This window comes from Ruegeria sp. HKCCSP346 (assembly GCF_017872595.1).
Taxonomy (GTDB): Bacteria; Pseudomonadota; Alphaproteobacteria; order Rhodobacterales; family Rhodobacteraceae; genus Ruegeria.
Genome location: NZ_JAEDOT010000008.1, coordinates 71,004 through 97,285, shown reverse-complemented (window position 1 = coordinate 97,285; position 26,282 = coordinate 71,004). Strand labels below are relative to the sequence as shown.

Genomic DNA, 26,282 nt, shown 5'->3' with positions numbered 1-26,282 from the left:
ACTTACTTCCGCTTCGCTTTTTTGTCTGCGGCGTGACCATAATAGGTCCGGGTCGGCGAGTACTCACCGAACTTCTGACCAATCATGTCTTCCGTGACGTTTACCGGGATATGCTTCTGGCCATTGTACACACCAAAGGTCAGACCCACGAACTGGGGCAGAATGGTGGAACGACGTGACCAGATCTTGATGACTTCGTTGCGGCCCGACTCGCGCGCTGCTTCGGCTTTTTTAAGCACATAAGCATCGACGAAAGGACCCTTCCAAACAGAGCGAGACATAGATTAACGTCCCTTCTTCTTGGCGTGCCGCGAGCGGATGATCAGCTTCTGGGACGCTTTGTTCTTGTTGCGGGTACGCTTACCCTTGGTGTCCTTACCCCACGGTGTAACCGGTGTACGGCCACCCGAGGTACGACCTTCACCACCACCGTGCGGGTGATCGATCGGGTTCATTGCAACACCACGAACCGACGGACGTACGCCTTTGTGGCGCATACGACCGGCTTTACCGAGGTTCTGGTTCGAGTTGTCGGGGTTGGACACGGCACCAACGGTGGCCATGCATTCCTGACGGACCATGCGCAGCTCGCCCGAGCTCAGACGGATCTGAGCGTAGCCGCCATCGCGACCAACGAACTGAGCGTATGTACCTGCCGCACGTGCGATCTGACCGCCTTTGCCAGGCTTCATCTCGATGTTGTGGACAATGGTACCGATCGGCATGCCCGAGAACGGCATTGCGTTGCCCGGCTTGATGTCAGCTTTTGCCGACGCGATGACCTTGTCACCAACAGCCAGACGCTGCGGAGCCAGGATATATGCCTGCTCGCCGTCTTCGTATTTTACCAGTGCGATGAATGCGGTCCGGTTCGGGTCGTATTCGATCCGCTCGACGGTTGCCGCGACATCAAATTTATTCCGTTTGAAGTCAACGATCCGGTAGAGACGCTTTGCGCCACCGCCGCGGCGGCGTGAAGTGATCCGTCCGGTGTTGTTCCGGCCGCCCGATTTGGTCAAACCCTCAGTGAGAGACTTGACCGGACGTCCTTTCCAAAGCTCCGAACGGTCGATCAGCACCAGCCCGCGCTGGCCCGGCGTCGTCGGCTTGTACGACTTGAGTGCCATGCTTTCTGTCTTCCGTTTAGCAAGTGCAGGGGATTTCCCCGCTATGTGAGAGGCCCCCGTAGGTGCCAAGGGTATAGGGCCCCGAAGGTCCCCGGTTCAAAATATCTAAGGCCCCGGAACGAATCCGAGGCCGTAAGATTGGGAGCGTTTAGCAGTGTTGGGGCCGGGTGACAAGAGAGAGTGTCAAACTAATTCTGTGGCCGTGAAAACCGCACCCTGGCCAAACGCGTTGTGGTTTACGGCCTGGATGCTAAACCCAGAAATGTTCGAACTGTTGCTGGAACTCTCAGAGCGTGAACAGGACCTGGCAGAAAAGGTTGAAATCGTTTCCTGTGAACTCTGGTGCAGTGAGCCCCGATCGGAAGGCTCGGGGACCGGGTTTATTGGTGTCGGGTCGGAAGGTTTCGCGGAAACCGATCTGGCAAGGTGCTGCCCCTGCAATCAGTCCAATGTATTTTAGGCTGAGCCGCTGCTGCTTGGCGGCCGCATTCATGAGCGGGCTGGGGAAGCATCCAACCGATTGGCCGTAATCGTCAATCTATCGCGATATTCGCGCAGGCCGGGTTGATCCGGAGTGGAGTGATGTGGTCACCGAAGGGGCGTTCGGAGAGCCGTAGGATGGGGTTTCACCCCATCATTTGAGAGGTTGGAGTTTGGAAGTGATTTGGTGCGCGGGAACAGATCGTGCGGGTGTTCAGGTAGGGTCGTTGAGTGAGTGATGGGGTGAAACCCCATCCTACGCTTGCTAAGCAAGTTCAGCGTACTCCGGACGCGTCTTCAAAAACCCATTTAGGGCCTCATCATCCAGCATCTCAATCATTTCGAAAGCCGAGAATACAACTAATAGGTGGTCATTCTTTTCGTTTAGTATAGTCGACTTGACAATATACCAAGCCAAACAATATGCGCACTCTTCGTCAAACAAAGAGCGCAGTAAGCTAGCCATGTCTTCGGCTTCATTGTTCCGATCTACCAGATTTGTGAGATGGACTAACATGCAAACATAGAAAAAATTCTTGTTTGCCAGCTTGTTTATTGAATCCTGAAGTATCAGTTCAGTACGGACGCCTGCTGAAACTTTTTCAAGAAGGCTTGCGCAGAAAAAACTCGAGCTAGAATACTCGGACTGTCCTAGTCTTCCATCCACGACCGGGCGAATAGCCAAACGGTTTTTTTCTTGAAGCGCGGAGTTCAGCAAAGAATTGAATGTCTGTGTGAAATTCTGCCTTTCTAGTGCTTCTTTTTGAAGCTCATTAAGCTCCTCTTGTCCTTCTAGTAGTTTGCGAGTGTCATTTCGTTCCTTTCTGACTTCTTCAAGCTCTTCACGTTGCAAGCTCACCGCAAGCACTAGCATTAGTAACGCGGTGCCGGAAAAAAGGGCGTTGGCCGCACCAAATGTGTCACCAAATGTGCCGCCTGATTGGTCTGACTGAATTGCATATATGAAATTCAGCAAGTAGGCACAGGGTACGAACCAAAGTGCATGTTTCAACCAGAAACGAAGTTCTCGGAATCTCTTCATAGTCTTGAACTATTGTTAAATGAAAAGGGGGCAGCAACCTAGCCGCCCCCATATATTACCGCGCAAACTTCTTATGCTTCAACCGTTTGGGCTCCAGCGCGTCCGGTCCCAGACGCCGCTTTTTGTCCTCTTCGTAATCCTCGAAGTTGCCTTCGAACCATTCCACATGCGCATCGCCCTCAAAGGCCAGAATATGCGTACAAATCCGGTCGAGGAAAAAACGATCGTGCGAGATGACCACGGCGCAACCGGCGAAATCGACCAACGCGTCTTCCAGCGCGCGCAGGGTTTCGACGTCGAGGTCGTTGGTCGGTTCGTCGAGCAGCAGGACGTTGCCGCCCTCTTTCAGCAGGCGGGCCATGTGGACGCGGTTGCGTTCACCGCCTGACAGCAGCGAAACCTTCTTCTGCTGGTCGCCGCCCTTGAAGTTGAAGGACGAGCAATAGGCGCGGGAATTGACCTGCGCGTCGCCCAGTTGGATGATCTCGGCACCGCCGGTGATCGCCTCCCACACTGTGTCGTTGTCTTTCAGGTCGTCGCGGGACTGGTCGACATAAGACAGCTCGACCGTGTCGCCCAGCGTGATGGTGCCGCTGTCGGGCTGTTCCTGACCGGTGAGCATCTTGAACAGCGTCGATTTACCGGCACCGTTGGGGCCGATGACGCCGACGATGCCGCCGGGGGGCAGGGCAAAGTCCAGCCCTTCGATCAGTTGCTTGTCGCCCATGTGTTTTGACAGGCCCTCGACCTCGATCACCTTGCCGCCAAGGCGCTGGCCGTTGGGGATGACGATCTGGGCGCGGGTCAGCTTTTCGCGCTCGGACTGTTCCGCCAACTCGTTATAGGCGTTGATCCGGGCCTTGGATTTAGCCTGACGGGCCTTCTGGCCCTGACGCATCCATTCCAACTCGCGCTGTAGGGTCTTTTGCTTGGACTTGTCTTCGCGCGCTTCCTGCTCCAGCCGTTTGGCTTTTTGTTCCAGCCACGCGGAGTAGTTGCCCTCGTACGGAATACCACGGCCACGGTCCAATTCGAGAATCCAGCCGGTGATGTCATCCAGGAAATAACGGTCGTGGGTGACGATCAGGATGGTGCCTTTGTAGTCGATCAGGTGCTGTTGCAGCCAGGCGATGGTTTCCGCGTCCAGGTGGTTGGTCGGTTCGTCCAGAAGCAGCATGTCGGGCGCTTCCAGCAGCAGCTTGCACAGCGCCACGCGGCGTTTCTCACCACCCGAAAGATTGGCAATATCGGCGTCGTCCGGCGGGCAGCGCAGCGCCTCCATCGAGACATCGATCTGGCTGTCCAGATCCCACAGGTTTTCCGCGTCGATCGCGTCCTGCAGGGTGGTCATTTCCTCCATCAGCTCGTCCGAGTAGTTCTCGGCGATCTCCATCGCGATCTCGTTGAAGCGGTCGACCTTGGCCTTTTTCCCGGCCACGCCCAGCATGACGTTTTCGCGAACGGTCAGGGATTCGTCCAGTTGCGGTTCCTGCGGCAGATAGCCGACCTTGGCCCCCTCGGCGGCCCATGCCTCGCCGGTGAAGTCGGTGTCCAGGCCGGCCATGATCTTCATCAGCGTCGATTTACCGGCGCCGTTGACGCCGACGACACCGATTTTCACGCCGGGCAGAAAGCTGAGGTGGATGTTTTCAAAACACTTCTTGCCACCGGGATAGGTCTTGGAGACACCCTGCATGTGGTAGACATATTGATAGGCAGCCATGTCGCGTCCTCTGGGTCGGGGAATTTGGTTGAAACGCTGGATATCCGAGCGGGACGGGCGGGGCAAGCTGGTGGTTTTGTGAATTTCGTCTTTGGGTCGGGCGGCATAGTGTGGGTGCGTTGTAAATGGGGGTGTTATGTCGGAACTGGCCGAGTTGATTGCGGGTTGGGCGCAGCCCGGTTGCGTGACTTGGATCGGAGCGCGACCAGAGCGCCGGGCCGAGATGGTGTCACTGGAGGAATCCGTGATTACTGAGGCCGGTCTGATCAGTGACCGCGCCCGCGTTGGCAAGAGAGCAGTGACTTTGATCCAGCAGGAGCATCTGGCGGCGATTGGGTCGTATCTGGGGCAGGGGCCGGTTGCGCCTGAAATCCTGCGGCGCAACCTGGTGGTTTCGGGGATCAATCTGACGGCGCTCAAAGGGCGCGAGGTGCAGGTGGGCGAGGCAATTTTGCGCCTCACCGTGATTTGTGCGCCGTGCAGCCGGATGGAAGAAGCGCTGGGCAAAGGCGGCTATTCCTCCGTGCGTGGGCACGGAGGATGGTGCGCCGAAGTCGTGCGACCCGGGCGGGTTCGGCTGGGTGATGTGGTGCAACCTGTTGATTGACAACGCCTCGCAGTTCTGAACATCAGCAGGGTATGGAGCGGTACGGCATACCCTATGCGCGACCTGGGCAGGTCGTCGGTCTGTTCGGCGGGTCGTTTGATCCACCGCATCAGGGCCATGTGCATGTCACGCTTCAAGCGATAAAGGCGTTCGGGCTGGATCGGGTTTGGTGGCTGGTATCGCCGGGCAATCCGTTGAAGGAACGCGGGCCCGCGCCCATGGACAAGCGAATGGCGGCAGCGCGGAATGTGATGCAGCATCCGCGTGTCGAAGTGACGGACATCGAGGCGCTCACAGGTACACGCGCGACTGCGGATACTCTGACAGTGTTGCAGCGATTGTATCCACAGGTCCGATTTGTGTGGCTGATGGGGGCGGACAATCTGGCGCAGTTTCACCGCTGGAAAGACTGGCGAGGGATCATGGACAGTGTCCCTGTCGGTGTGGTCGCGCGGCCCGGCGACCGGATATCTGCCCGGATGTCCAGGGCGGCACGGGTCTATGCCAAGTACAGGATCGACGGGCAGGCGCGGCATCTTTTGGGGCGGGCGCAGGCTCCGGCCTGGTGTTTCGTGAATGTGCCGATGGTTGATGTCAGTTCCACTGAGATTCGGACGCGCGGCGAATGGCGCGCGGAAGTGTTGCCGGAATAGCCTTGCCCGGCGCATAATCGCAGCGAGTGGTTGCGCGCATTTGATCTGTGGGATTTTATTCCAACTATGGCTGGTCGTTTTTCACGTCGTGAGTTTCTGGGAGGATTGGGGGCGTCTCTGATCCCGGCAACTGGTTTGGCGCAGGCGCCGCTGGTCTCGCTCAGACCGCGCGCGCGTGCGGCGCTGTTGAGTGGTGCCGAGCGTTTGGTTGCAGCCGCAGGGTTGACGGGCGAAGTTGTTTTCGCCGTCGCGGATGTGGCGACCGGAATGCCGCTGGAGGTTTTTGGTGAAGGTGCGGGCTTGCCCCCGGCCAGTGTCGGCAAGGCGATGACCGCGCTTTACGCGCTGGACGTTCTGGGGCCTGACCACCGGTTCGAAACCCGTTTGATCGCAGATGGGCCAATTGAAAACGGGATTCTGCATGGCGATCTGATACTGGCAGGCGGGGGTGACCCGCTGTTGGATACGGATGCGCTGGCCACGCTGGGGGCCAACCTGCGCGAGGCCGGAATCACCGAGGTTCGAGGAGCTTTCAAGGTCTATGACGGGGCGCTGCCCTTCGTGTTCAGCATTGATCCCGGACAGCCGGATCATGTGGGGTACAGCCCGGCGGTAAGCGGGATATCGTTGAATTTCAATCGGGTCCATTTCGAGTGGAAGCGTGCCGGTAAGGGGTACGATGTGACCATGGATGCACGCAGCGCACGATATGTGCCGGCAGTGGATGTGGCAGCCATGCGGGTCGAGAACCGCAGCTTGCCTATCTATACCTATCAGCCAAGTGCGCGGCAGGACCGCTGGACCGTGGCCAAGGGCGCGCTGGGCAATGGCGGGGCGCGCTGGCTGCCTGTGCGCAAGCCCGCATTATACGCGGGTGATGTGTTTCGTACTTTAGCCCGATCCAATGGAATCGTTTTGAATCGGGTGCAAGTGACACGAGAGACGCCAAAAGGCGTCGACCTTGTGGTGCATCGCAGCGATCCATTGAACAGTATTTTGCGCGGGATGCTGAAATACTCGACGAACCTGACGGCCGAGATGGTTGGGCTGGCCGCAACCAAAGCGCGGGGCGTTGACCCGCGCAACCTGGCGGAGTCGGCGGCCGAGATGAACCGTTGGGCGTCTCAGAGCTTTGGCGTGAACGGGATCGCGATGGTCGATCATTCCGGTCTTGGCGATGCCTCGCGTATGGTGCCGGCGGATCTGGTCGCGGCCCTTGTCGCGGCCCGGAAAATGGGCGCATTGCGCCCATTGATGAAGCCATTTGCCTTGACGGATCGCAATGGACGGCCGGTCAAGAACCACCCGATCAAGGTCGATGCCAAGACAGGGACATTGAACTTCGTATCCGGGCTGGGCGGTTTCCTGACAACGGCGGACGGGGTTGATCTGGCTTTTGCCATTTTTACGGCGGACGTGGCCCATCGCGCCAAGATCCCACGCGCACAACGTGAACGGCCTGAAGGTGCGCGCAGTTGGAACCGCAGGTCGCGGAAACTGCAACGGGCCTTGCTGGAACGTTGGGGCGCACTCTACGGAAGCTGAAACCCGTAGATTGCCCGGATCAGACCGTGTGGCGTGCGCGCGCCCCGCGTTCGATTGCGGCGGCATGCAGACGGTCGATATTCAGCTCGTACCGGATTTCTTCCAGCAGGCGCAGTTCCGTTTCGGCCAGCGCACCATCGGCAGCCGCAACATCGCAAGCCAGAGCATAGGCCGTTTCGTTCAGACGCTCGGGCAGGTTTTCACGGATCAGGCCAAACAGCGCATCCAGCCCGTCTTCCTGTTCGAACAGGTCAAAAACAATCTGCGATACGCGACGGGTCCGATCACTGTCGTATCCTGCAAAGACCGGCAACATGTTGACGGCAACTTCGATCTTGACCAGCTCGGCGGTTCGGATGTTTTCGTCAGAGGCCGAGACTGCAACCATGATCGCCACAAGGCAATCCTGCGGGGACATCGGGTGGGGCACTTGCTCGGTCATGGGATGGTCCTGATTGGGGTTGTTCGAAGACGCACGATATGAGCGCAGCGGGTCAGGTTCAACACCTTGTTTCATCCACCCCGTGCGATCAGGTGTTCATGACCATCATTCCCGAAATCAAAAGCGCAGCCCCCAGCCAGTAGCGCAGCCCAAGTGTTTCGCCGAAGAAGACGTGCGAGGCAAGTGGCACAAGAACGAAACTGAGGGCCATGAAGGGGTAGGCCTGGGACAGTGTCAGATACCGCAGGACATACACCCACAGCACCGTTGCCGAGCCATAGATGGCAAAGGCTGTCAGAAGGAAAGGATCGAAAAGCGTCTGGATGAGGCCCGCCAATCCGGTGGCTTCGCGCCCATCAATCCGGTTTCCTGCCAGTTTGAACAGGATTTGCCCGGCTGAGATCATGACTGGTGTGCACAGCAACCCAGCCCAGACCAGTGTCGTGGGGGCGGGCAGGGTCATCCTTGTAGTTCCGGTTCCGGTTTTTCCTCGGGGCGGTCTTCACAGTAATAGATGTCGCGCCCCAGATCTTCGCAGACATGGATGTCCGGGCTGGGATGCACGGCACGCAGAAAGCTGTGAGTGTATGGGAAAAAGTTGAAATGTGGATTGAAGGTGAACCTGCTTTCGCGTTCACGCGGGACGACGATAATGACGCGTTTTCGCGCGACACGACGCAGTTCAGCGATCGCTTGCCGGTAGTCCAGAAGATGCTCGATCACATGGGTGCAGATGACGGTGTCAAAGCTGTTGTCTTCAAACGGAAGCTCTTCGATCCGGGCGGCGACATAGTCGATATTGTCGATTGCATCCGCATCATCGACGACGAAATCCACCCCTGTCAGCTGCGTGATATCCGGTCGGGCGGCTTTGATGCGTTGCAAAAGAACTCCGGTGCCGCAGCCGATATCGCATATGCTTTGCCCAACGATATCCCTTGCTATCCGCTTGATGCAGGCTTCGGAATTGTCGGTGCCCTGATGCACGCGCGGATGATCGCGGTAGAGCTTTTCGTATTCGTCATCCGTCAGATAGGTTGCGCGTTCACGGAATTCGGCAAGGCGCGTGATATGGTCGCCCCAAACCCTGCATGCCAGCCAATGAAACGCGGCGCTGTCACGCAGGATAGGCGGCACGATATCTTCGAGTACAAAGCGTATACGGTTGGTGGTTTCGCGTCGCATCCCGTTTCCTCTGGTCCGGGGAAAACCCCCGTGTCGCCTTTGTCTAACACCGCCCGGTAAGCGTGCGAAACAACCTGGTCAAGTTTGCGCCCGCGCCCGTGTCTTTTTTGTTTCGGGGAACAATCGAACCGCCATTGTGGCCTGAGCAAGGCTGGGCGGTGAAAATGCAGCGCAAATATCCCCGACAGAGTGTTTGCGGGCCCAAAAACGGTTTCCCTACCGGCCCGAGGACGACTGTTTTTTGGCGCAGTGTGTCGCGAATTGCGCCACTGCTTTATTGACTCATGCTGCACTGGCACAATAGGAGGGGCCGGTCCGGTTGCATGGGGTGACCGTGACATTTTCCCCGATGGAGCACATTGAAATGTCTGAACTGCGTGAAACCGCGATGTCGTCCAAGGCCTGGCCTTTTGAAGAGGCGCGCCGGTTGCTCAAACGCTATCAGAAAGGTGCTCCGGAAAAGGGGTATGTGCTGTTCGAAACCGGTTACGGCCCGTCGGGCCTTCCACACATCGGTACGTTCGGCGAAGTTGCGCGGACTACGATGGTCAAGCGCGCGTTCGAGGCGCTTTCGGACATACCGACCAAGCTGATCTGTTTTTCGGACGATCTGGACGGGATGCGCAAAGTGCCCAGCAACGTGCCCAACCCGGAGGCGCTTGAAGAGCATTTGCAGCGCCCGCTGACTTCGGTTCCCGATCCGTTTGGCGAATACCCCAGCTTCGGCGAGCACAACAACGCGATGTTGCGCCGGTTCCTCGATACGTTCGGATTCGACTATGAGTTCTATTCGGCACGCGATTTCTATCGGTCAGGCCAGTTCGACGAGATCCTGAAGCGCGCGGTCGAGCGCTATGACGACATCATGGCCATCATGCTCAAAAGCTTGCGGGAAGAACGCCAGCAGACCTATTCGATTTTCCTGCCGATCCATCCGGAAACCGGTCGGGTTCTGTATGTGCCGATGAAGAAAGTGTGTGCAGAGACCTATACCGTCACATTCGATGATGAAGACGGCAAGGAATGGACCGTTCCCGTCACCGGTGGCAACGTGAAGCTGCAATGGAAGCCGGATTTCGGGGCGCGCTGGGCAGCGCTGGGTGTCGATTTTGAGATGTACGGCAAAGAACATGCTACCAACGAAAAGATCTATGACGCGATCTGCCGTGCATTGGGTGGCCGCGCGCCCGAGCATTTCAGCTATGAGCTGTTTCTGGATGAGAATGGCCAGAAGATCTCGAAATCGTCGGGCAATGGTGTCTCGATTGACGAATGGCTGACCTATGCGCCGACTGAAAGCCTAGCGTATTTCATGTACCAAAAGCCCAAGACGGCCAAGCGGATGCATTTCGACGTGATCCCGAAAGCCTATGATGAGTATCATCAGCAGCTGCGCGCCTATCCGGGGCAGGACCTGAAAGCTCAGTTGAACAACCCGGTCTGGCACATTCACGGTGGCGACGTTCCAGAATCGACCCTGATCGTACCGTTTGCGATGTTGCTGAACCTGGCGTCGGTCTCGGGCGCGGAAGACAAGGAGACGCTGTGGGGCTTTATTCGCCGCTATGCGCCGGAAGCAACGGCTGAAAGCCATCCCGATCTGGATCAGGCCGCGGGCTTTGCGGTTCGCTACTTCAACGATTTCGTCAAACCAACGCGCAAACATCGCGCACCCACGGATCAGGAGCGCGAGGCGCTGGAAGCGCTGAAAGCCGCGCTTGAGGCTTATGATGGCCCGACCGAGGACGAGGCGCTCCAATCAGTGGTCTATTCCATCGGGCGTGAGCGGTTCGACCCCATGCGCGGTTGGTTCACGGCGTTGTACGAAGTGCTTCTGGGTGCATCGCAGGGCCCGCGTTTTGGCGGCTTTATCGCGCTGTACGGTGTGCCAGAGACAATTGGCCTGATCGACAAGGCGCTGGCCGGAGAGCTGGTCTGATTTGACCTGATCCCCTATGGGGCTACTCTTTTTGCAGGAGGTGGCCCCATGCGTCGATTTTTGCTTGCTGTATCCCTGAGTGTTGGGCTGGGGTCGGGCGCGTTTGCGCAAAACGCAGAGATCGAAGCAAACATTTCGGCGCAGATACAGGCCTTCAAGGCGGATGATTTTGCCACGGCCTTCACCTTTGCCAGCCCCAGCATCCAGCGCCTTTTTCAGAACCCCGACAATTTCGGACAGATGGTGCGCAATGGATATCCGATGGTCTGGCGTCCTGCCGACATACGTTTTCTGGAGTTGCGTGAAATTGCAGGAGCCTTGTGGCAGAAGGTGATGATCACGGATGCAAACGGGCGTGTGCACATATTGGACTATCAGATGATCCCTCTGGAAGGCGGTTGGAAAATCAATGGCGTCCAATTGTTGGGCAACGCTGACCCTGCGGCCTGAGGCAACACCAACGTCACGGTGATATGAGCCGTGGTTAATTCTCTTTCGGTATTCAGACTGACGCGTTCGGGGCGGACCTGGACACGGGGTTTGGACGCGTCGCCAGATTGGCGTGGCGCGATTTAGAAAGGGTTTTCAATGAACAAGGCAATCACTGACGGCATCGTCTTCATGCCGCCTCAATTCGCGAATGGCCTGAACGTTTGGTCTGCGGGGGACGGAACGCCCGGCTCGCCCACATATGGTGGATCCGGCACGGGGGTTTTCGTGCCTGCGGATGCCGATTTTGGTGGCTGTCTGGAGATCCTGAAAGTCCAAACCACCCAACAGCTTCGATACATGGGCCAGACGCCGATTTTGCCAGGTTGCTATTTGCAGATCAAAGCGCGGGTCAAGGCGATCAGCGGCCCTTTGCCGTCGGTGCGCATAGCGGCCTGGGCCGGGGGCGCGGGGGACACGCATGTGTCAGGTGTTGTGGAGCAGGGGCCTGCAACACAGCTGTCGGGCTATGGAGGAGTGCATGAAATAACGGCGATTGTCGGAACCGGCAAACGCCCCGGCGTGGACATGCCTTGGGGGCTGGCCGCCCTGTATGGCCATTTTGGTCTGGATATTGAGGGCGCGAATGGGGCGCTGGTGCGTGTCGACGACCTGGAGATCACGGATGTCACCGGTGTCTTCCTGCGTGAGATGATCAGTGTTGTGGATGTGCGCGACTATGGGGCCATCGGCGACGGTGTGACGGATGATTCAGCTGCGTTTGAAGCGGCCGATCAGGCGGCGGGTGGCCGTCGGGTTTACGTTCCGCAAGGGACTTATCATCTGGCCGAAAACACCAGTATGACATCCGAAATGGACTTTGAAGGCACAGTCACCATGCCGGATGACAAGATGCTGTTGCTGACAAAGGATTTCCATCTGCCGGCTTACATCTCGGCTTTCGGAGACGAAGAACTGGCGTTCAAAAAAGCGTTTCAGGCCCTTCTGAACAATTCGGATCATGACTCGCTGGATTTGGGTGGTCGCAAGATTTCCGTCACCGCGCCGATCGACATGGCCGCAGCGGTTCCCAACAAGCAAAGTGGTTTTTCAACCCGTCGCGTGATCCGGAATGGTCAGTTTGATGTCAAAAGCAGTTCGGCGTGGGATACCGAAACGTTCACCTCGACTGCAACCTATGATCCGTCGGATAAAACGCGTCTGACCAATGTCGCGAATGTCGCCAACATTCCTGTTGGGTCCTACGTTGCCGGCAGCGGAGTCGGGCGCGAAATCTATGTACGGTCAAAGAATGTCGGTGCGGGTGAGATCACACTGAGTGCGCCTCTTGTGGGGGCTTCGGGGACCCAGTCTTTCACATTCTATTCACTCAAGTACCTGCTGGATTTCAGCGGCTTCAGCACGCTCCGGAAATTCGGCATGGAACAGATCGAATTTCAGTGCAACAGCCGATGCAGCGGAATTCGTTTGGCGGCCTCCGGCAGTACGTTTTCGTTGAGCGACTGTTTTATCAGCCGCCCGAAAAACCGGGGGATCACGTCGACCGGAACGGGGTGCAAGGGTATGCTGATCGATAATTGCCAGTTCCTGTCAGCAGAAGAATCCCTTGTCGTCACGGACCGATATTCCATTGCGTTGAATACCAATTCAAACGATGTGAAGTTGCGCCACAACCGAGCGGTGCGTTTCAGACATTTCGCCGTTCTGGGCGGTGACAACAACATGATCCTGGGCAACCATGTCTTTCAGGGCGATAGCATCCCGCAAGGTGTGCGTACGGCCGGTTTGATCATGATCGGCACCTACAACAGTTCCACTATCGCCGAGAATTATGTCGACAACTGTTTCGTCGAATGGACGAATGAACGCGACCCGTCGCCGACCTACACGAGTGGCTTTTCGTTCAGTGCAATGAGCATCACGGACAACATCTTTTATTCCAGTCAGGCCCCGTCCTGGTTCAGTTTCATCGTCATTCGTCCCTATGGGCCCGGGCATTTTCTCAATGGCCTGGTCGTGACTGGCAACAAGTTCCGTGCCACGAGCGGTGAAATCTTTCGAGCGGATCGGGTGGATACAAGCTTTGCCGACTTGAACAAAGACAGGCACTCGAACGTGACCTTCCAGAACAATACGTATCATGGCGTAACAAGGAAATCCGCAAACCCGTTGAGGGTTCGTTATACGCAGAACTCGGTGTCCAATCTTTGGCCTGTTTCGGCAAACGGGCAGTTGCCTTTCGACGGCAAAGCAAGAAGCTGCGATGGGGTTGCGACGATCGGTGTGCTCTCGGGGGTGTTCAACAACCACGTCTTCAGCGCGCCTCATGTTGAGGTCGAACAGGGGGCGACAGGCGACAGTTTTCTGTTGCGTTGGCCAGAGCATGTGAAGGGTACGGCCTCGGTTCTGATGCGCATGGAACGTTAAAAGGCTGTCTGGCCACCCCGAAACGGGTGGCCATTTCACTCTGATCTGACCGTAAAATGACAGACCCGGTTTGCAAGGTCGGCAGGAAATAGGCGACGTTTCATTTTGATGTGTTAGGCTTGGGACAGAAAGTGGAGAATCCCGATGCTGAAAATCGCCAAAAACGCCAGTGTTCAAACAGTTATCACGACCTTTGAAATGACGCCCGGCACCTGTCAGGACCTTCTGGAAGCTCTGACGGATGCCTATGCCGAATTCATTTCGAAGCAGCCAGGTTTCGTTTCCGCCGGGCTGCACGTCAATGACGCGCAAACCCGAATAGCAAACTATTCGCAATGGGAACGCCGCGAAGATTTCCTTGCCATGCTGCGCACGCCTGAAATGCGCGATCGCAACCGCAAGATCAACGAACTCTGCAAAAGCTTTGAACCGGTCATGTATGACGTCGCTGAGACATTCGGCAGTTCCTGACCTGAATCAAAGCCTGCAATTCGTATCTGTTTCAAAGTTAGCCTGCAACAACGGAGGCTCACATCATGTATCACAACATTCTGGTCCCCATCTCGTTCGATGTTGAAAGAGATACATCCGGGCCTTTGAAGCTGGCCCAGATTCTGGCCACGCCAGACGCGCAGGTGACCTTGTTGCATGTGGTCGAGCATATTCCTAACTATGCAATCTCGTACATGCCGTCAGAATATCTGACAGAGGCGCGTAAGGCGATTCAGACAGAACTGGATGAACTGGCATCGCAGCTGCCGAATGCAAAGGGTTTGGTGATCGAGGGACATTCCGGCCGGACCATTCTGGATTGGGCCGAGGCGAACAAACCCGATCTGATCATAATTGCGTCCCACCGGCCGGGGATGCAGGACCTGCTACTGGGCTCTACCGCGTCTCATGTCGTTCGTCATGCGGCATGTGCCGTGCATGTGGTCCGCTGATGGCTAGAAATCCTGTGCGGTAAGGCGGCAGGCCCTGCCAAATCCGGCGTTCAAAAGGCCGTCTTGGATGGCGAACCGGACCAGTCCGAAATCGGCGAAATCGATATAGAGTTTCGCTTTGGGCCGTCGCGCCAAGTACCGGTCGCGCAAGTCACCATAGCCTGCCATGTCCCGGTGAACTGGCTGAGCGATCACGTGCAATGTCAGGCGCGGATGGGTCAGCGGGTCGCCCTTGTCTGCGGGCTCTCCGATCAGAAGGGCGCAGTTGGGACAAGCGCTCAGCGCGCGCGTGTGTTCCGCAAGGGTTGAAATCAGCGAAACAGGGCAACCTGCTTCATCCGTGGCCAGCGCGATCCGCGAGACAGACGGCAACCCGGTGTCAGGGCGTAGAAAGGCCAGTGCGGCAAATTTGGCCTGAAAGAGAAGGTCCTGTGCTTGCAAGCGCGCCGCTGCGTCGGGCGTCTGATAAGGATCGGATTGGGTCACGATATCGGTTCGGCAGCAAAAACTCGGGCAGATGACGGTCCCTGTCATTTTAAGTTAAGTGCCTGAAATGGATTGCGCCATTTGTTTTACCTCAGCGATATGGGATTGCCTCGGCTTTGCCACAAATCGACGTTACAGATCAGACAATGCTGTTCAAGAAACCCTCGCAGGATACGCCTGATCCGAAGCCGCGGCCGTCCAGACGACACCGGCGCGCAGAGGCGACGCGCAGGCATGCGCTGTCTCCGATACGCATTCTGGTCATGGTTCTGTTGTTGCCGCTGACCACCGTGCTGATCGCCACGGGTGTTTTTCTGCGCCTGTCCGAATTTGAGCGGGAAGAGGCGGTGATCCACCTGATCGCATTGGCAGGGTGTGATGCAACGCAGTCGCTGGGGGTGGGGCCGTTTTACGAGGGGCAGGCGGGTTATCACAAGCGTAATGACCCGGATGGCGACGGGGTCGCCTGTGGCGCTGCCAGCCCGCCCCGGGCAACTGCGCCGCCAGTTCACAACAATCCCGAACCGCAACAGCGGTCTCTTGGAACGGCCAAGTTCGTGCGCCCCTGACGGTTGTAATCGCGAAGTCCAGAAAATCTGCTCGGGCCGGGGCCGGTTGCCTGTGTCATCCAGTTAGCCTCAAGCGAACGGGCGTCATGTCACAGTGGGATGGCAATGCAGCGGATCAACCCCATCTCATATGGATGGCAAAACAGGAGATCGTATGATGCAATGCCCGATTGACGGAACTCAACTGGTCATCACGGACAGAAACGGGGTTGAAATCGACTATTGTCCGCAATGCCGAGGTGTCTGGCTGGATCGGGGCGAACTGGACAAGATCATCGAGCGTTCGACAGCGTATTCTTCGCCACAACCCGGCTACGATGACCGGGCGGATCACGGCCATCGCAAGAAAAAGAAAAGAGGCGGCTTTCTGGAAGATCTGTTCGATTTCTGACCCGGTTAGGACAGCTGGGCCCCGGCACATTCGCGGAAAATGCGAACCTGGGGCGCTGCACCGTCCAAGGGAAATTCACTCACCCTGTCCTGCGTAAACGCATAGGCGGTCAGGTTGTATTCCAGCCCGTCCAGCACGTTTCCAAATCCGGTATCGGTAACCGTCAACATCGATGCACCGTCAGATAGGACATGATGCGGAGTGGCGATTTCGATAGGGTTTGGCCCCTGGAACCGCATCGCGAACCATGGGGTATTGGTCCAACCTTCGGTCTTGCGGGTAACGGACAGGGTATAGAGCGGCTTTGCGGGGTCATAGGTCAGGAATATCTCTGCCGTGTCCGTCACGTGTGACAGGGTGCAGATCTGGCCCACCGTTGCTTCCCACGCGGCGGCGGGTGTTCCGAGGATCAATGATAACAGGACAACGCGCATGGTGCCGAGTCTAGCGGCCGAAAGGTCCGGGGCAAGGGCTGCGTCAGTCTTTCATCGCATTCAGCAGGTCCAGCAACCCCTTGCGGTCGTCATCATCGGCATAATCGCCCGCAGCCAACCGTTCAGCGATGCGCAGGCGCAGACGCTCGTGCTGGGTGCGCACCTCTTCGCCGGCGGTTTCGGCCAGGGTCTTCATGATTGTCGCCACGGCCTGCTGACGCTTGGTGGTGGGGTTGGCGATGTAATCGACCAGGCTCTGCTGCCCGGAATCGAGGATGTTTTCGGCCAGATCGCGCAGTTGCTGGCCATTGGGCAGCAGCGGGGCGGGGGCGTCCTCGGGCGGCAGGATCTCGGGCGCGCTGCGTGGGGTTTCGGTCAGGGCGTTGGCGCCGTCGACGAATGCCTCGGTGATCATGCGGGTGATCTTGATCGCGCGCGGGTCCTTGAACAGGGTCGAGGCGATGGCCACGCCGTAATCGGTATAGACCCACGGGTTGACCCGCCGCCCGCCGCGGCCTTTGGGCTTTGAAATCACATTCTGTGATGTCAAATCGGCCACCTCGGCGTCGGTCAGTTGAAAGCGGTAGCCCTCGAACAGGTCCTTGTTGCGCGAGACGGCCTGATTGAAGGCGCTGACGGATTTTCCGTAGAACCGCGCCAGATCCTCGGCCAGCACCACGCGGGTACCGCGCACCCGGTGAATGGCGCTTTGGACCTCATGCGAGGAGGGCAGGGTGTTCGGGTTCGTCATGGCAGCCGTTTGGAATCACAATTTGTGATTTCAAACGTGGAGGAGGGGGAGGCGGGTGGCAAGGGTGGAGTGTGGGATGCCGCATAGGATGAGGTATTTCCCCATTATAAGTTTGGGTCGCGTCTTAGCGAGAAGTTGGAAGCCCATGCTAGGCTTACTTAGGGTTGCTACCGATGAAAAAGCTGTCAAATAAGCATATTGAGATGTTCAAGCAGCAAAGTGATAAAATCTATGTCTTTTCAGACCATTCGCCCAGACACATGGGAAGAGCTTCATACTCAACTATTCGAAAACGACTGGGATGAAGAGTTAAAACGCCATCGGTCAACCTGTGTGTTCCGCGGTATGACAAATTCGAATTGGGGATTAGACACCAGCCTGCAAAGGCTTGGCGGGCCAATTCAGGACATCGAATATCATCTTCTGCGAAATTTCAAAAAATACGCACACAGAAATGTTGTCGAGCGGGACTCTTTTTGGAATTGGTTGACCGTAGCGCAACATCATGGTGTTCCCACGCGGCTTTTGGACTGGACTTACTCGCCCTACATCGCTCTGCATTTCGCAACCGACAATATTAGTTCGATGAATATTGACGGAGTTGTCTGGGTCGTTGATATGCCAAGTGTCCACGGACTATTACCAAATGCACTGAAGGAGCATTTGAGAAATGAGGGCTCCTTTGTCTTTACCACTGAAATGTTAGAGAATTTCTCTCAAACGGGAATCAAACAGAGTCGCGAAGGCAATACAATAAACATTGATATGTTCGCGTCGTCGATCAGTTCTCTTAGGGATTTTGGTGGCTTGCACCACAAAGATTTTGGGTTGTTTTTCGAGCCATCTTCCATTGATGATCGAGTGGTAAACCAATTCGCATTATTCTCTGTCTTTTCTGGATGCAGAATACCAATTCACGACTGGCTCTCATCGAACCAAATTGTCGCAAAGAAGATCATTGTTCCAGCCAGTCTGAAGTGGAAAGTGCGCGATAGACTTGATCAGTCGAACATTACGGAAAGAGTAATTTACCCTGGCCTTGATGGTCTGGCGACATGGCTAAAGCGGCACTACTCCAAGGGGCCAGAAAACTAACCTTCACCGCTTCCGCCGCTTCACATTCCCACCCCGCTGCCCCGGCCTGCCAGCCGTTGACCGTCCGCGTGATTTCACCGCGTCTTCCGAGGCTTTCTCGACCGCCCATTGGCGCGCCATGGGGTCGTCGGCGACGGCCAGGTCGACCGCTTCCAGACGTTTGATCTCATCCCGGATATTGGCGGCCTCTTCGAATTCCAGGTTCTCGGCGGCTTTGCGCATCTTCTCGCGCAACCCGTCCAGATGCGCCTCCAAATTCGCGCCGTGCATCGGCTTGTCGATGGTGGCGGTGACGCGGTTCATGTCGACGTCGCCTTCGTAAAGACCGGCCAGAACGTCCTCGACATTCTTCTTCACCGTCTCGGGCGTGATGCCGTGTTCTTCGTTATAGGCGATCTGCTTAGCGCGGCGGCGGTTGGTTTCCTCCAGCGCGCGCTCCATGCTGCCGGTGATCTTGTCGGCATACATGATCACGCGGCCTTCGGCGTTGCGGGCGGCGCGGCCGATGGTCTGGATCAGCGAGGTCTCGGACCGCAGGAAGCCCTCTTTATCCGCATCCAGAATGGCGACCAGCCCGCATTCGGGGATGTCGAGCCCCTCGCGCAGCAGGTTGATGCCGACCAGCACGTCGAATGCGCCCAGCCGCAGGTCGCGCAGAATCTCGATCCGTTCCAGCGTGTCGATGTCGGAATGCATGTAGCGGACCTTGATGCCCTGTTCGTGCAGGTATTCGGTCAGGTCCTCGGCCATGCGTTTCGTCAGCGTGGTGACCAGCGTGCGGAAGCCATTGGCGGCAACTTTGCGCACCTCGTCCAGCAGGTCGTCTACCTGCATCTCGACCGGGCGGATCTCGACCTCGGGGTCCAAGAGACCCGTGGGGCGGATCACCTGTTCGGTGAAGACACCGCCGGTCTGTTCGATCTCCCACTTGGCCGGGGTGGCGCTGACGAACACCGATTGCGGGCGCATGGCGTCCCATTCCTCGAATTTGAGGGGGCGGTTGTCCATGCAGGAGGGCAGGCGGAACCCGTGTTCGGCCAGCGTAAATTTTCGCCGGTAGTCGCCGCGATACATGCCGCCGATCTGCGGCACGCTGACGTGGGATTCGTCGGCAAAAACGATGGCATTGTCGGGGATGAATTCGAACAGGGTCGGGGGCGGCTCGCCCGGCGCGCGGCCGGTCAGATAGCGCGAGTAGTTCTCGATCCCGTTGCAGACGCCGGTGGCCTCGAGCATCTCGAGGTCGAAATTGGTGCGCTGTTCCAGCCGCTGCGCCTCGAGCAGCTTGCCCTCGCCCACCAGTTGATCCAGCCGCTGACGCAGTTCCTTTTTAATGCCGATGATGGCCTGCTGCATCGTCGGTTTCGGCGTGACATAGTGCGAGTTCGCATAGACGCGCACCTGTTCCATCGTCGCGGCGCGCTCGCCGGTCAGCGGATCGAATTCGGTGATGCTTTCCAGTTCCTCACCGAAGAACGAGAATTTCCAGGCGCGATCCTCAAGGTGAGCGGGCCAGATTTCAAGGCTGTCGCCCCGCACGCGGAATGACCCGCGCTGGAAGGCTTGATCGTTGCGGCGGTATTGCTGGGCCACCAGATCGGCCATCACCTGCCGCTGGTCGTATTCGTGCCCGACCTTCAGATCCTGCGTCATCGCCCCGTAGGTCTCGACCGAGCCGATGCCATAGATGCACGAGACCGAGGCCACGATGATCACGTCGTCGCGTTCCAGCAGCGCCCGCGTGGCCGAGTGGCGCATCCGGTCGATCTGTTCGTTGATCTGCGATTCCTTCTCGATATACGTGTCCGATCGCGCGACATAGGCCTCGGGCTGGTAATAGTCGTAGTAGGAGACGAAATATTCGACCGCGTTTTCCGGGAAAAACCCCTTGAACTCTCCGTAAAGCTGCGCCGCCAATGTCTTGTTGGGGGCGAGGATGATGGCCGGGCGTTGGGTTTCTTCAATCACCTTGGCCATGGTGAAGGTTTTGCCCGTACCGGTCGCCCCCAACAGAACCTGATCGCGCTCTCCATCCAGAATGCCGCCTGCAAGTTCCTTGATCGCGGTTGGCTGGTCTCCTGCGGGGGCGAACTCCGTATGCATGACAAACCGTTTGCCGCCTTCCAGTTTCAGGCGGGCCCGAACATCTTCGGTTGTCATTTGAGTCTTGTCGGAATGGGCGTATGGCATGGGCAGGCTCCGGATCAGGCCCCTACATTTGTTCTTATTTTGTCCAACTGCAAGGGCTGATCCGGTACAAATTCCCCAGTTTTGAAACTGGGCAGATACGCATCCGGATTGTGATCCGAGCCAACCTTGCCGGCCAACGCGGCAAGGTCGCCGATGAGAGCCTTCGTCATCATCGGTTTGCCGGCGATCACGGCATGGGCTTCGGTCGAGGGCATCGCCCGGTTGTTCCCGGGGTTTGCGTTGACGTCCAGAATGCATTCACGATGGATCATCTGCTTATCCTTCGGCTGACTTGTCGAAGATCATAGTTGGCCCTGATGACAGTTTCTGTCATTGGCTTGCTTCGACAATCCGCGACAATTGTTGTCTTGTCCCGGGCTGCGCTCTGACGCATAAACAGGTCCAGCCAAGTGAGTACGGAGAGGCGACATGCGCGCACGGATTTACCAGCCTGCAAGGAATGCGATGACTTCAGGAATGGCCAAGACCCGCAAGTGGGTTCTGGAATATGCCCCCGCTTCGGCACGTGAGGTTGATCCGCTGATGGGCTGGACATCATCCAATGACACGCAAACCCAGATACGCCTGAAATTCGACACCAAGAAAGAGGCGATGGATTATGCCAGGGACAATGGCATCGATGCGCAGGTCAGCGAGCCGCACAAGCGCAAACCCAACCTGCGCGCACGCGGATACGGAGAAAACTTCGCCACCGACCGCCGTGGGCCCTGGACACACTGAATGATCGAAATTCGCGAGGCAGACCCGACCTCGGACGTGTTGCGCCCGATTGTGGAAGCTCATTTCGCTCACAGCGAATCGGCCGGCCCTGCGGAAAGCAACCATACGATGAGCGCAGAATCACTGGCCGGATCGGGCATTCGATTCTGTGCGATTTACGACGATCAGCAGGCTTTGGGCTGCGGCGCCTTGAAGCTGTTGCCCGATGGCACGGCCGAGGTGAAATCGGTGCATATCCTCGCACAGGCACGGGGGCGCGGACTGGCGCGTGTCATGATGGCTCATCTGGCCGATCTGGCGCGCGCAGAAGGCGTCAAGGCTTTGGTTTTGGAAACCGGGGCAGAGCATCTTCCAGAGTATGATGCCGCCCGCAAGCTTTACGAAGCGTTGGGTTATTCCTATTGCGGACCGATCTTTGGGTACAGTGACGATCCGAACAGCGCATTCATGCGCTTGGCTCTTGAACCCCGCTCGTAAAAACCGCAAGAAGGGTGCAGCGGTCCCTTAGCTCAACTGGATAGAGCAGCTGACTTCTAATCAGCAGGTTGAGGGTTCGAGTCCTTCAGGGATCGCCATTCTCGAATTTCGATTTCGATGAACACGTCAGGCCGCAATGCGGGCTGTTTCTTCGCGGTTGTCGGGTAAGGTATGAAGGGCTGGACGAGGGGGTCATGCCAGCCCTTCTAAGGGGTCACAGAGTGGTAGTGTGTGTTCCTTAACCAAACATTAACCTGATTCACCATGTTCCGAAATTGGGGGATTCCCGTAGGATGGCCAATGCGCGGATTTCAGCGTGTGGGTTGCAGCCGGCGGATCAGGATCCGGGATCATAACGCGAATTTTTCAGGGTGATATGGGGCCTGGGCCGCAAAAGCGCCAAGGTTGTGAAAAAAATATTGCAACCGGTTGCAAATAGAATCATTGTTGCGCGCAACAACAAGATTCGGGAGATCTGTATGTTGAACGTCGGATTGTTGGGTGCCGGGCGCATCGGGCGTGTTCATGCGCAGGCGATTGCATCGCATCCGGGCAGCAAACTCATTGCTGTTTCCGATGCCTTGACCGAGGCCGCGGCCAGCCTTGCCAGTGATCATAGGGCCGAGGCGCGCAGTTCCGAAGAGATCATTGCGGATCCGGAAATCGGCGCGGTTCTGATTGCAACTCCAACAGATACGCATTCTGACCTGATTGAAGCAGCGACAGGCGCAGGAAAAGCCGTCCTGTGTGAAAAGCCAGTTGATTTGGACCTGAAGCGCGCCTCGGATTGTCTGAATACCGTCGCGGAACGCGGCAAGCCGGTCATGATAGGGTTCAATCGGCGATTTGATCCCAATTTTGCGACCTTGAAGGCGGGGTTGGATGCGGGTGAGATCGGCAAGGCAGAGCTCATGTCGATCACATCTTTTGACCCGGCGCCACCACCAGTCAGCTACGTAAAGGTGTCTGGCGGTTTGTTTCGGGACATGATGATCCATGATTTTGACATGGCTAACTTCCTGATGGGGGACGTTCCCGAAACGATCTCGGCGGTTGGGTCCTCGCTTGTGGATGCTGAAATCGGCGCCGCGGGGGATGTGGATACAGCGGCAGTTACAATGACTTACGCGGATGGCCGCATCGCGGTCATCAAGAATTCGCGGCGCGCGGCCTATGGCTATGACCAGCGGGTCGAACTGCTGGGGTCCGAGGGGTTGCTACAGGCTCAGAACATGTTGGAAAACACTGTCGTAAAGTCAACGGCGGACGGTGTGGTGGGGGCCAAGCCGACCTATTTCTTCCTGGAACGCTACATGCCTGCTTACCGTGTGGAATGGGCCGCATTTGTCGACGCTGTTGAAAGTGGATCCGAAGTTCCGGTCACGCTGAAGGACGGTGTTGCAGCGCTGGCGATGGCCGAGGCCGCGACCCTGTCAGCGCAGACGGGAAAGCCCGTTCGGATGGAAGAGATTTTGAAACCGGTTGCAAAATGATCGAAATTCTTCAAACTAATACCAGCTCGGCCCAGCGCCGCAGCCACTGAGATTCGGCACAGCCGGATGATTGGGGCCGGTACCCCGACAGAAGATCAGACTGAACCATTGGGAGGAAACTGAAATGAAGAAATTCGTTAAAGGCGCGCTTGCTGCGGGGGCACTGGCCTTGGCCACACCTGCATTTGCGCAGGAAATCGTGGTCGTGTCGCATGGCCAGGCCAATGACGCATTCTGGAACGTCGTGAAGAACGGCGTAGAGCAGGCCGGAAAAGATGTCGGTGTGAATGTGGAATATCGTGCACCTGAGACCTTTGACATGGTTGCCATGTCGCAGCTGATCGACGCCGCCGTGAACCAGGAGCCTGACGGACTGATCGTCTCGATCCCGGATGCCGATGCGCTTGGCCCCTCGATCGAACGTGCGGTTGCCGCCGGTATCCCGGTGATCTCGATCAACTCGGGTGCGGAAGTGGCCAAGGAACTGGGCGCTCTGCTGCATGTGGGTCAGGACGAATATGATGCGGGCAAGGCGGCTGGTGAAAAGCTGGCCTCGATGGGTGGAACCAATGCGATCTGTGTCAACCACGAGGTCGGCAACGTATCACTTGACCTGCGCTGTGAAGGCTTCACCGAAGGGTTTGGCGGTAAAGTAACCGTTCTGCCGACCTCGAACGATCCGTCCGAGATCGAGTCCAAAGTTGCCGCCGCGCTGGCCGCTGACGAAAGCGTCGATACCGTTATGGCGCTGGGCGCGAGCTCGGCCGGCGAGCCTTCGGTCGCCGCGGCCAAAGCCTCGGGGCGGGATTTGAATGTTGCCTCGTTCGACCTGTCGGCCAACTTCCTCCAGTCAATCGTGGATGGTGACGCGGCCTTTGCCATTGACCAGCAGCAGTACCTTCAGGGCTACCTGTCGGTGAACTTCATGGGTCTGCACGCCAAATACGGCCTGATGCCGGGCGGCGACGTGCCTTCGGGTCCGAACCTGATCACTCAGGACAAGGCCGCACAGGTCATCGAACTGTCCGCGCAGGGTATCCGCTGATTTCGGCGCGATCCGACAAACAACAGGATCGGCGCCAACGCGCCGGTCTCACCGAATTGGGAGGAAACCATGAGTGAATCAGCGCCCGTCCTGTCGGACGAAAGGGTCAAGAAAGAACCGTTCCTGACCAAACTGATGAAAAGACCCGAGCTGGGCGCCATTGCAGGGGCGGTTCTGGTATTCGTGTTCTTTGCGATCACCGCAGATGAATCGATGTTCACTCTTGCCGGTGTCATGAACTTCATGACCCCTGCGGCACAGTTGGGTATCCTGGCGATCGGTGCGGCACTGCTGATGATCGGTGGAGAGTTCGACCTGTCGATCGGATCGATGGTCGCGTTCTCGGGGCTGTTTTTCGGCGTCTGCGTCGTGACCTGGCAATTGCCGCTGATCTTTGCCATCCCAATGACATTCGTATTTGCGGCCTGTGTCGGTGCGGTCAACGGCAATATCGTGATCCGTTCGGGCCTGCCTTCGTTCATTGTAACGCTGGCGTTTCTGTTCATCCTTCGTGGCCTGTCACTGGTGGGGCTGAAAATGGCGACAGGCGGTTCGACCCAACTGCGCGGCGTGCGCGACGCGGTCGAAAACGACTGGCTGGCCCCCTTCTTTTCGGGCGAAGCATTCGGCAGCCTGTTCGCATGGCTGGCCGCCAACGGCATGATCGATACATTCAAAAGCGGCGCGCCCAAGGTCCCGGGTATTCCGGTCGAAATCCTGTGGTTTATCGTCATTACACTGGCGGCGACCTACGTGCTGCTGCGTACCCCGGTAGGGAACTGGATTTTCGCCTCGGGTGGTGACAGCACGGCTGCATCCAATTCGGGTGTACCGGTGAACCGCGTCAAGGTTTCACTGTTCATGCTGACGGCGTGCTGTGCCGCCCTTGTGGCGATCATTACCGTCATGGACGCAGGCTCGACCGATGCGCGGCGGGGGTTCCAGAAAGAATTCGAGGCGATCATCGCCGCGGTGATCGGCGGCTGCCTGCTGACCGGCGGATACGGCTCGGCCATCGGGGCTTTCTTCGGCTCGATCATCTTTGGAATGGTCGTCATCGGACTGACCTATACCGACTTTGATCAGGATTGGTTCCAGGTCTTCCTGGGTGCCATGCTGTTGATTGCCGTTCTGTTCAACAACGCGATCCGCAAGCGCGTAACCGGGGAGCGCTGATATGACCGAAGACACCAAGTTCCACCATGGCGATGCCGTCGATGATCAGGCGCCCATCGTTCAGATGAAAGACATCGAAAAGCACTTTGGCAATATCATCGCACTTGCTGGCGTCAGCTTTGACGTCAAGCCCGGGGAATGCCATTGCCTGCTGGGCGACAACGGCGCGGGCAAGTCCACCTTCATTAAGACCATGTCCGGGGTGCACAAACCCACCAAGGGCGAGATTTTGTTCGAAGGCCAGCCGTTGCATTTCGACACGCCGCGTGACGCGATGGAAGCGGGCATCGCGACCGTGTTTCAGGATCTTGCGATGATCCCGCTGATGAGCGTGACGCGCAATTTCTTCATGGGGCGCGAACCCACAAAGGGCAAAGGGTTGCTCAAGCGGTTCGATGTGGATCATGCAAACGAAGTCTGCATGGAAGAGATGCGCAAGATGGGCATCAATCTGCGCGCGCCGGATCAGGCGGTTGGGACATTGTCCGGCGGCGAACGTCAGACGGTGGCCATCGCGCGGGCGGTGTATTTCGGCGCCAAGATCCTGATCCTCGACGAACCGACCTCGGCGCTTGGTGTACGTCAGACGTCGAATGTTCTTGCCACGATCGACCGGGTGCGCAGCCAGGGTGTCGGCGTGGTTTTCATCAGCCACAACGTGCGCCATGCGCTGGCGGTGGGCGATCGTTTTACCGTACTGAACCGCGGCAAAACACTGGGCACTGCCAAACGCGGTGAAATCACACCCGAAGAGTTGCAGGACCTGATGGCCGGTGGTCAGGAAATGGCCGAGCTTGAGGGATCGCTGGGCGGTACTGTCTAAAGCAAGACACTCGGATGCCCTCACGGGGGGCATCCATCGGGCGGTGG

General features: G+C 57.5%; 29 protein-coding genes and 1 tRNA gene. 18 read left to right on the top strand and 12 right to left on the bottom strand.

Annotated features, from left to right (window positions below; translation table 11 throughout):
- Positions 1-2: 2 nt before the first annotated feature.
- The 4 genes from rpsS to ettA form a co-directional block, all read right to left on the bottom strand.
- Positions 3-281, bottom strand: coding sequence for a 30S ribosomal protein S19 (rpsS, locus tag I9185_RS17870; RefSeq protein ID WP_068348022.1), 279 nt, complete (start codon positions 279-281; stop codon positions 3-5).
- A gap of 3 nt (positions 282-284) precedes the next feature.
- Positions 285-1,127, bottom strand: a complete 843-nt coding sequence (rplB, locus tag I9185_RS17865) for a 50S ribosomal protein L2 (RefSeq protein WP_170356688.1) — start codon at positions 1,125-1,127, stop codon at positions 285-287.
- Positions 1,128-1,872: 745 nt separating this feature from the next.
- Positions 1,873-2,583, bottom strand: a complete 711-nt coding sequence (locus tag I9185_RS17860; protein ID WP_210093756.1) for a hypothetical protein — start codon at positions 2,581-2,583, stop codon at positions 1,873-1,875.
- Between the two features lie 121 nt (positions 2,584-2,704).
- A complete protein-coding gene (ettA, locus tag I9185_RS17855) occupies positions 2,705-4,372 on the bottom strand; it encodes an energy-dependent translational throttle protein EttA (protein WP_210093755.1) in 1,668 nt (555 codons plus the stop codon).
- Positions 4,373-4,508: 136 nt separating this feature from the next.
- Between ettA and I9185_RS17850 the strand changes: the two genes are divergently transcribed.
- The 3 genes from I9185_RS17850 to dacB all read left to right on the top strand — a co-directional run bounded on the left by I9185_RS17850 (position 4,509) and on the right by dacB (position 7,177).
- Positions 4,509-4,979: an MOSC domain-containing protein gene (locus tag I9185_RS17850; RefSeq protein WP_171638071.1), complete on the top strand. Its 471-nt coding sequence runs from the start codon at positions 4,509-4,511 to the stop codon at positions 4,977-4,979.
- Between the two features lie 32 nt (positions 4,980-5,011).
- A complete protein-coding gene (locus I9185_RS17845; protein WP_210093754.1) occupies positions 5,012-5,632 on the top strand; it encodes a nicotinate-nucleotide adenylyltransferase in 621 nt (206 codons plus the stop codon).
- A gap of 66 nt (positions 5,633-5,698) precedes the next feature.
- The gene (gene dacB / locus I9185_RS17840) at positions 5,699-7,177 is read left to right on the top strand and encodes a D-alanyl-D-alanine carboxypeptidase/D-alanyl-D-alanine-endopeptidase (RefSeq protein ID WP_210093753.1); all 1,479 of its coding nucleotides are present in this window, start codon (positions 5,699-5,701) and stop codon (positions 7,175-7,177) included.
- A 19-nt stretch (positions 7,178-7,196) separates the two neighbouring features.
- Here dacB and I9185_RS17835 read toward each other — a convergent pair whose 3' ends face one another.
- The 3 genes from I9185_RS17835 to I9185_RS17825 all read right to left on the bottom strand — a co-directional run bounded on the left by I9185_RS17835 (position 7,197) and on the right by I9185_RS17825 (position 8,804).
- Complete coding sequence (locus tag I9185_RS17835) at positions 7,197-7,619, bottom strand: tellurite resistance TerB family protein (RefSeq protein WP_210093752.1); 423 nt, start codon at positions 7,617-7,619, stop codon at positions 7,197-7,199.
- A gap of 88 nt (positions 7,620-7,707) precedes the next feature.
- Positions 7,708-8,082, bottom strand: coding sequence for an EamA family transporter (locus tag I9185_RS17830; RefSeq protein ID WP_210093751.1), 375 nt, complete (start codon positions 8,080-8,082; stop codon positions 7,708-7,710).
- The gene (locus I9185_RS17825) at positions 8,079-8,804 is read right to left on the bottom strand and encodes a class I SAM-dependent methyltransferase (protein WP_210093750.1); all 726 of its coding nucleotides are present in this window, start codon (positions 8,802-8,804) and stop codon (positions 8,079-8,081) included. Before I9185_RS17825 ends, I9185_RS17830 begins: the two co-directional genes overlap by 4 nt.
- A gap of 364 nt (positions 8,805-9,168) precedes the next feature.
- Between I9185_RS17825 and I9185_RS17820 the strand changes: the two genes are divergently transcribed.
- From I9185_RS17820 to I9185_RS17800, 5 genes are all read left to right on the top strand, one after another.
- Complete coding sequence (locus tag I9185_RS17820) at positions 9,169-10,743, top strand: lysine--tRNA ligase (protein WP_210093749.1); 1,575 nt, start codon at positions 9,169-9,171, stop codon at positions 10,741-10,743.
- 48 nt (positions 10,744-10,791) lie between these two features.
- The gene (locus tag I9185_RS17815; RefSeq protein ID WP_171725082.1) at positions 10,792-11,193 is read left to right on the top strand and encodes a DUF4864 domain-containing protein; all 402 of its coding nucleotides are present in this window, start codon (positions 10,792-10,794) and stop codon (positions 11,191-11,193) included.
- A gap of 138 nt (positions 11,194-11,331) precedes the next feature.
- Entirely contained in the window at positions 11,332-13,620 is a 2,289-nt protein-coding gene (locus tag I9185_RS17810) for a glycosyl hydrolase family 28-related protein (protein WP_210093748.1), read from the top strand.
- A gap of 144 nt (positions 13,621-13,764) precedes the next feature.
- Positions 13,765-14,091, top strand: coding sequence for an antibiotic biosynthesis monooxygenase family protein (locus I9185_RS17805; RefSeq protein ID WP_152459145.1), 327 nt, complete (start codon positions 13,765-13,767; stop codon positions 14,089-14,091).
- A gap of 65 nt (positions 14,092-14,156) precedes the next feature.
- Positions 14,157-14,564 carry a universal stress protein gene (locus I9185_RS17800; RefSeq protein WP_171725080.1) on the top strand — a complete coding sequence of 136 codons (408 nt, stop codon included), beginning with the start codon at positions 14,157-14,159 and terminating at the stop codon, positions 14,562-14,564.
- 3 nt (positions 14,565-14,567) lie between these two features.
- Here I9185_RS17800 and I9185_RS17795 read toward each other — a convergent pair whose 3' ends face one another.
- Positions 14,568-15,050 (bottom strand): pyridoxamine 5-phosphate oxidase, encoded by a 483-nt coding sequence (locus I9185_RS17795; RefSeq protein WP_210093747.1) that lies wholly within the window; start codon positions 15,048-15,050, stop codon positions 14,568-14,570.
- A gap of 146 nt (positions 15,051-15,196) precedes the next feature.
- Between I9185_RS17795 and I9185_RS17790 the strand changes: the two genes are divergently transcribed.
- Both I9185_RS17790 and I9185_RS17785 read left to right on the top strand, forming a co-directional pair.
- Positions 15,197-15,619, top strand: coding sequence for an excalibur calcium-binding domain-containing protein (locus tag I9185_RS17790; protein WP_210093746.1), 423 nt, complete (start codon positions 15,197-15,199; stop codon positions 15,617-15,619).
- 157 nt (positions 15,620-15,776) lie between these two features.
- A complete protein-coding gene (locus tag I9185_RS17785) occupies positions 15,777-16,010 on the top strand; it encodes a zf-TFIIB domain-containing protein (RefSeq protein ID WP_209835348.1) in 234 nt (77 codons plus the stop codon).
- Between the two features lie 5 nt (positions 16,011-16,015).
- Here I9185_RS17785 and I9185_RS17780 read toward each other — a convergent pair whose 3' ends face one another.
- Positions 16,016-16,444, bottom strand: coding sequence for an excinuclease ABC subunit B (locus I9185_RS17780; RefSeq protein WP_210093745.1), 429 nt, complete (start codon positions 16,442-16,444; stop codon positions 16,016-16,018).
- A gap of 43 nt (positions 16,445-16,487) precedes the next feature.
- Entirely contained in the window at positions 16,488-17,195 is a 708-nt protein-coding gene (locus tag I9185_RS17775; protein WP_210093744.1) for an ORF6N domain-containing protein, read from the bottom strand.
- Positions 17,196-17,426: 231 nt separating this feature from the next.
- On the opposite strand from I9185_RS17775, the gene I9185_RS17770 reads away from it, so the two are divergent.
- Positions 17,427-18,290: an FRG domain-containing protein gene (locus I9185_RS17770; RefSeq protein ID WP_210093743.1), complete on the top strand. Its 864-nt coding sequence runs from the start codon at positions 17,427-17,429 to the stop codon at positions 18,288-18,290.
- A gap of 3 nt (positions 18,291-18,293) precedes the next feature.
- Here I9185_RS17770 and uvrB read toward each other — a convergent pair whose 3' ends face one another.
- Entirely contained in the window at positions 18,294-20,480 is a 2,187-nt protein-coding gene (gene uvrB / locus I9185_RS17765; protein WP_171364014.1) for an excinuclease ABC subunit UvrB, read from the bottom strand.
- A gap of 14 nt (positions 20,481-20,494) precedes the next feature.
- Positions 20,495-20,752: a hypothetical protein gene (locus tag I9185_RS17760; protein ID WP_171638041.1), complete on the bottom strand. Its 258-nt coding sequence runs from the start codon at positions 20,750-20,752 to the stop codon at positions 20,495-20,497.
- A 157-nt stretch (positions 20,753-20,909) separates the two neighbouring features.
- Between I9185_RS17760 and I9185_RS17755 the strand changes: the two genes are divergently transcribed.
- The 7 genes from I9185_RS17755 to I9185_RS17725 all read left to right on the top strand — a co-directional run bounded on the left by I9185_RS17755 (position 20,910) and on the right by I9185_RS17725 (position 26,235).
- Positions 20,910-21,221: an ETC complex I subunit gene (locus tag I9185_RS17755; RefSeq protein WP_152459136.1), complete on the top strand. Its 312-nt coding sequence runs from the start codon at positions 20,910-20,912 to the stop codon at positions 21,219-21,221.
- Positions 21,222-21,698, top strand: a complete 477-nt coding sequence (locus I9185_RS17750) for a GNAT family N-acetyltransferase (protein ID WP_171638037.1) — start codon at positions 21,222-21,224, stop codon at positions 21,696-21,698.
- Between the two features lie 21 nt (positions 21,699-21,719).
- A tRNA-Arg gene (locus I9185_RS17745) sits at positions 21,720-21,796 on the top strand.
- A 381-nt stretch (positions 21,797-22,177) separates the two neighbouring features.
- Positions 22,178-23,191: an inositol 2-dehydrogenase gene (gene iolG / locus I9185_RS17740; protein WP_210093742.1), complete on the top strand. Its 1,014-nt coding sequence runs from the start codon at positions 22,178-22,180 to the stop codon at positions 23,189-23,191.
- 124 nt (positions 23,192-23,315) lie between these two features.
- Positions 23,316-24,236, top strand: a complete 921-nt coding sequence (locus I9185_RS17735; protein ID WP_171638033.1) for a sugar ABC transporter substrate-binding protein — start codon at positions 23,316-23,318, stop codon at positions 24,234-24,236.
- Positions 24,237-24,305: 69 nt separating this feature from the next.
- The gene (locus I9185_RS17730; RefSeq protein ID WP_171118992.1) at positions 24,306-25,412 is read left to right on the top strand and encodes an ABC transporter permease; all 1,107 of its coding nucleotides are present in this window, start codon (positions 24,306-24,308) and stop codon (positions 25,410-25,412) included.
- A 1-nt stretch (position 25,413) separates the two neighbouring features.
- Positions 25,414-26,235: an ATP-binding cassette domain-containing protein gene (locus I9185_RS17725; protein WP_152459131.1), complete on the top strand. Its 822-nt coding sequence runs from the start codon at positions 25,414-25,416 to the stop codon at positions 26,233-26,235.
- The last annotated feature ends 47 nt before the right edge of the window (positions 26,236-26,282 follow it).

Bases quoted from the DNA above. Each gene is read 5' to 3' on its own strand.
- I9185_RS17800 (WP_171725080.1), top strand. From the start codon at position 14,157: ATGTATCACAACATTCTGGTCCCCATCTCGTTCGATGTTGAAAGAGAT.
- I9185_RS17760 (WP_171638041.1), bottom strand. From the start codon at position 20,752: ATGATCCATCGTGAATGCATTCTGGACGTCAACGCAAACCCCGGGAAC.
- rplB (WP_170356688.1), bottom strand. From the start codon at position 1,127: ATGGCACTCAAGTCGTACAAGCCGACGACGCCGGGCCAGCGCGGGCTG.
- I9185_RS17810 (WP_210093748.1), top strand. From the start codon at position 11,332: ATGAACAAGGCAATCACTGACGGCATCGTCTTCATGCCGCCTCAATTC.
- I9185_RS17775 (WP_210093744.1), bottom strand. From the start codon at position 17,195: ATGACGAACCCGAACACCCTGCCCTCCTCGCATGAGGTCCAAAGCGCC.
- I9185_RS17815 (WP_171725082.1), top strand. From the start codon at position 10,792: ATGCGTCGATTTTTGCTTGCTGTATCCCTGAGTGTTGGGCTGGGGTCG.
- uvrB (WP_171364014.1), bottom strand. From the start codon at position 20,480: ATGCCATACGCCCATTCCGACAAGACTCAAATGACAACCGAAGATGTT.
- I9185_RS17770 (WP_210093743.1), top strand. From the start codon at position 17,427: ATGTCTTTTCAGACCATTCGCCCAGACACATGGGAAGAGCTTCATACT.
- dacB (WP_210093753.1), top strand. From the start codon at position 5,699: ATGGCTGGTCGTTTTTCACGTCGTGAGTTTCTGGGAGGATTGGGGGCG.
- rpsS (WP_068348022.1), bottom strand. From the start codon at position 281: ATGTCTCGCTCTGTTTGGAAGGGTCCTTTCGTCGATGCTTATGTGCTT.
- iolG (WP_210093742.1), top strand. From the start codon at position 22,178: ATGTTGAACGTCGGATTGTTGGGTGCCGGGCGCATCGGGCGTGTTCAT.
- I9185_RS17725 (WP_152459131.1), top strand. From the start codon at position 25,414: ATGACCGAAGACACCAAGTTCCACCATGGCGATGCCGTCGATGATCAG.
- I9185_RS17755 (WP_152459136.1), top strand. From the start codon at position 20,910: ATGCGCGCACGGATTTACCAGCCTGCAAGGAATGCGATGACTTCAGGA.
- I9185_RS17785 (WP_209835348.1), top strand. From the start codon at position 15,777: ATGCAATGCCCGATTGACGGAACTCAACTGGTCATCACGGACAGAAAC.
- ettA (WP_210093755.1), bottom strand. From the start codon at position 4,372: ATGGCTGCCTATCAATATGTCTACCACATGCAGGGTGTCTCCAAGACC.
- I9185_RS17735 (WP_171638033.1), top strand. From the start codon at position 23,316: ATGAAGAAATTCGTTAAAGGCGCGCTTGCTGCGGGGGCACTGGCCTTG.
- I9185_RS17830 (WP_210093751.1), bottom strand. From the start codon at position 8,082: ATGACCCTGCCCGCCCCCACGACACTGGTCTGGGCTGGGTTGCTGTGC.
- I9185_RS17850 (WP_171638071.1), top strand. From the start codon at position 4,509: ATGTCGGAACTGGCCGAGTTGATTGCGGGTTGGGCGCAGCCCGGTTGC.
- I9185_RS17780 (WP_210093745.1), bottom strand. From the start codon at position 16,444: ATGCGCGTTGTCCTGTTATCATTGATCCTCGGAACACCCGCCGCCGCG.
- I9185_RS17820 (WP_210093749.1), top strand. From the start codon at position 9,169: ATGTCTGAACTGCGTGAAACCGCGATGTCGTCCAAGGCCTGGCCTTTT.
- I9185_RS17750 (WP_171638037.1), top strand. From the start codon at position 21,222: ATGATCGAAATTCGCGAGGCAGACCCGACCTCGGACGTGTTGCGCCCG.
- I9185_RS17730 (WP_171118992.1), top strand. From the start codon at position 24,306: ATGAGTGAATCAGCGCCCGTCCTGTCGGACGAAAGGGTCAAGAAAGAA.
- I9185_RS17790 (WP_210093746.1), top strand. From the start codon at position 15,197: ATGCTGTTCAAGAAACCCTCGCAGGATACGCCTGATCCGAAGCCGCGG.
- I9185_RS17845 (WP_210093754.1), top strand. From the start codon at position 5,012: ATGGAGCGGTACGGCATACCCTATGCGCGACCTGGGCAGGTCGTCGGT.
- I9185_RS17805 (WP_152459145.1), top strand. From the start codon at position 13,765: ATGCTGAAAATCGCCAAAAACGCCAGTGTTCAAACAGTTATCACGACC.
- I9185_RS17825 (WP_210093750.1), bottom strand. From the start codon at position 8,804: ATGCGACGCGAAACCACCAACCGTATACGCTTTGTACTCGAAGATATC.
- I9185_RS17835 (WP_210093752.1), bottom strand. From the start codon at position 7,619: ATGACCGAGCAAGTGCCCCACCCGATGTCCCCGCAGGATTGCCTTGTG.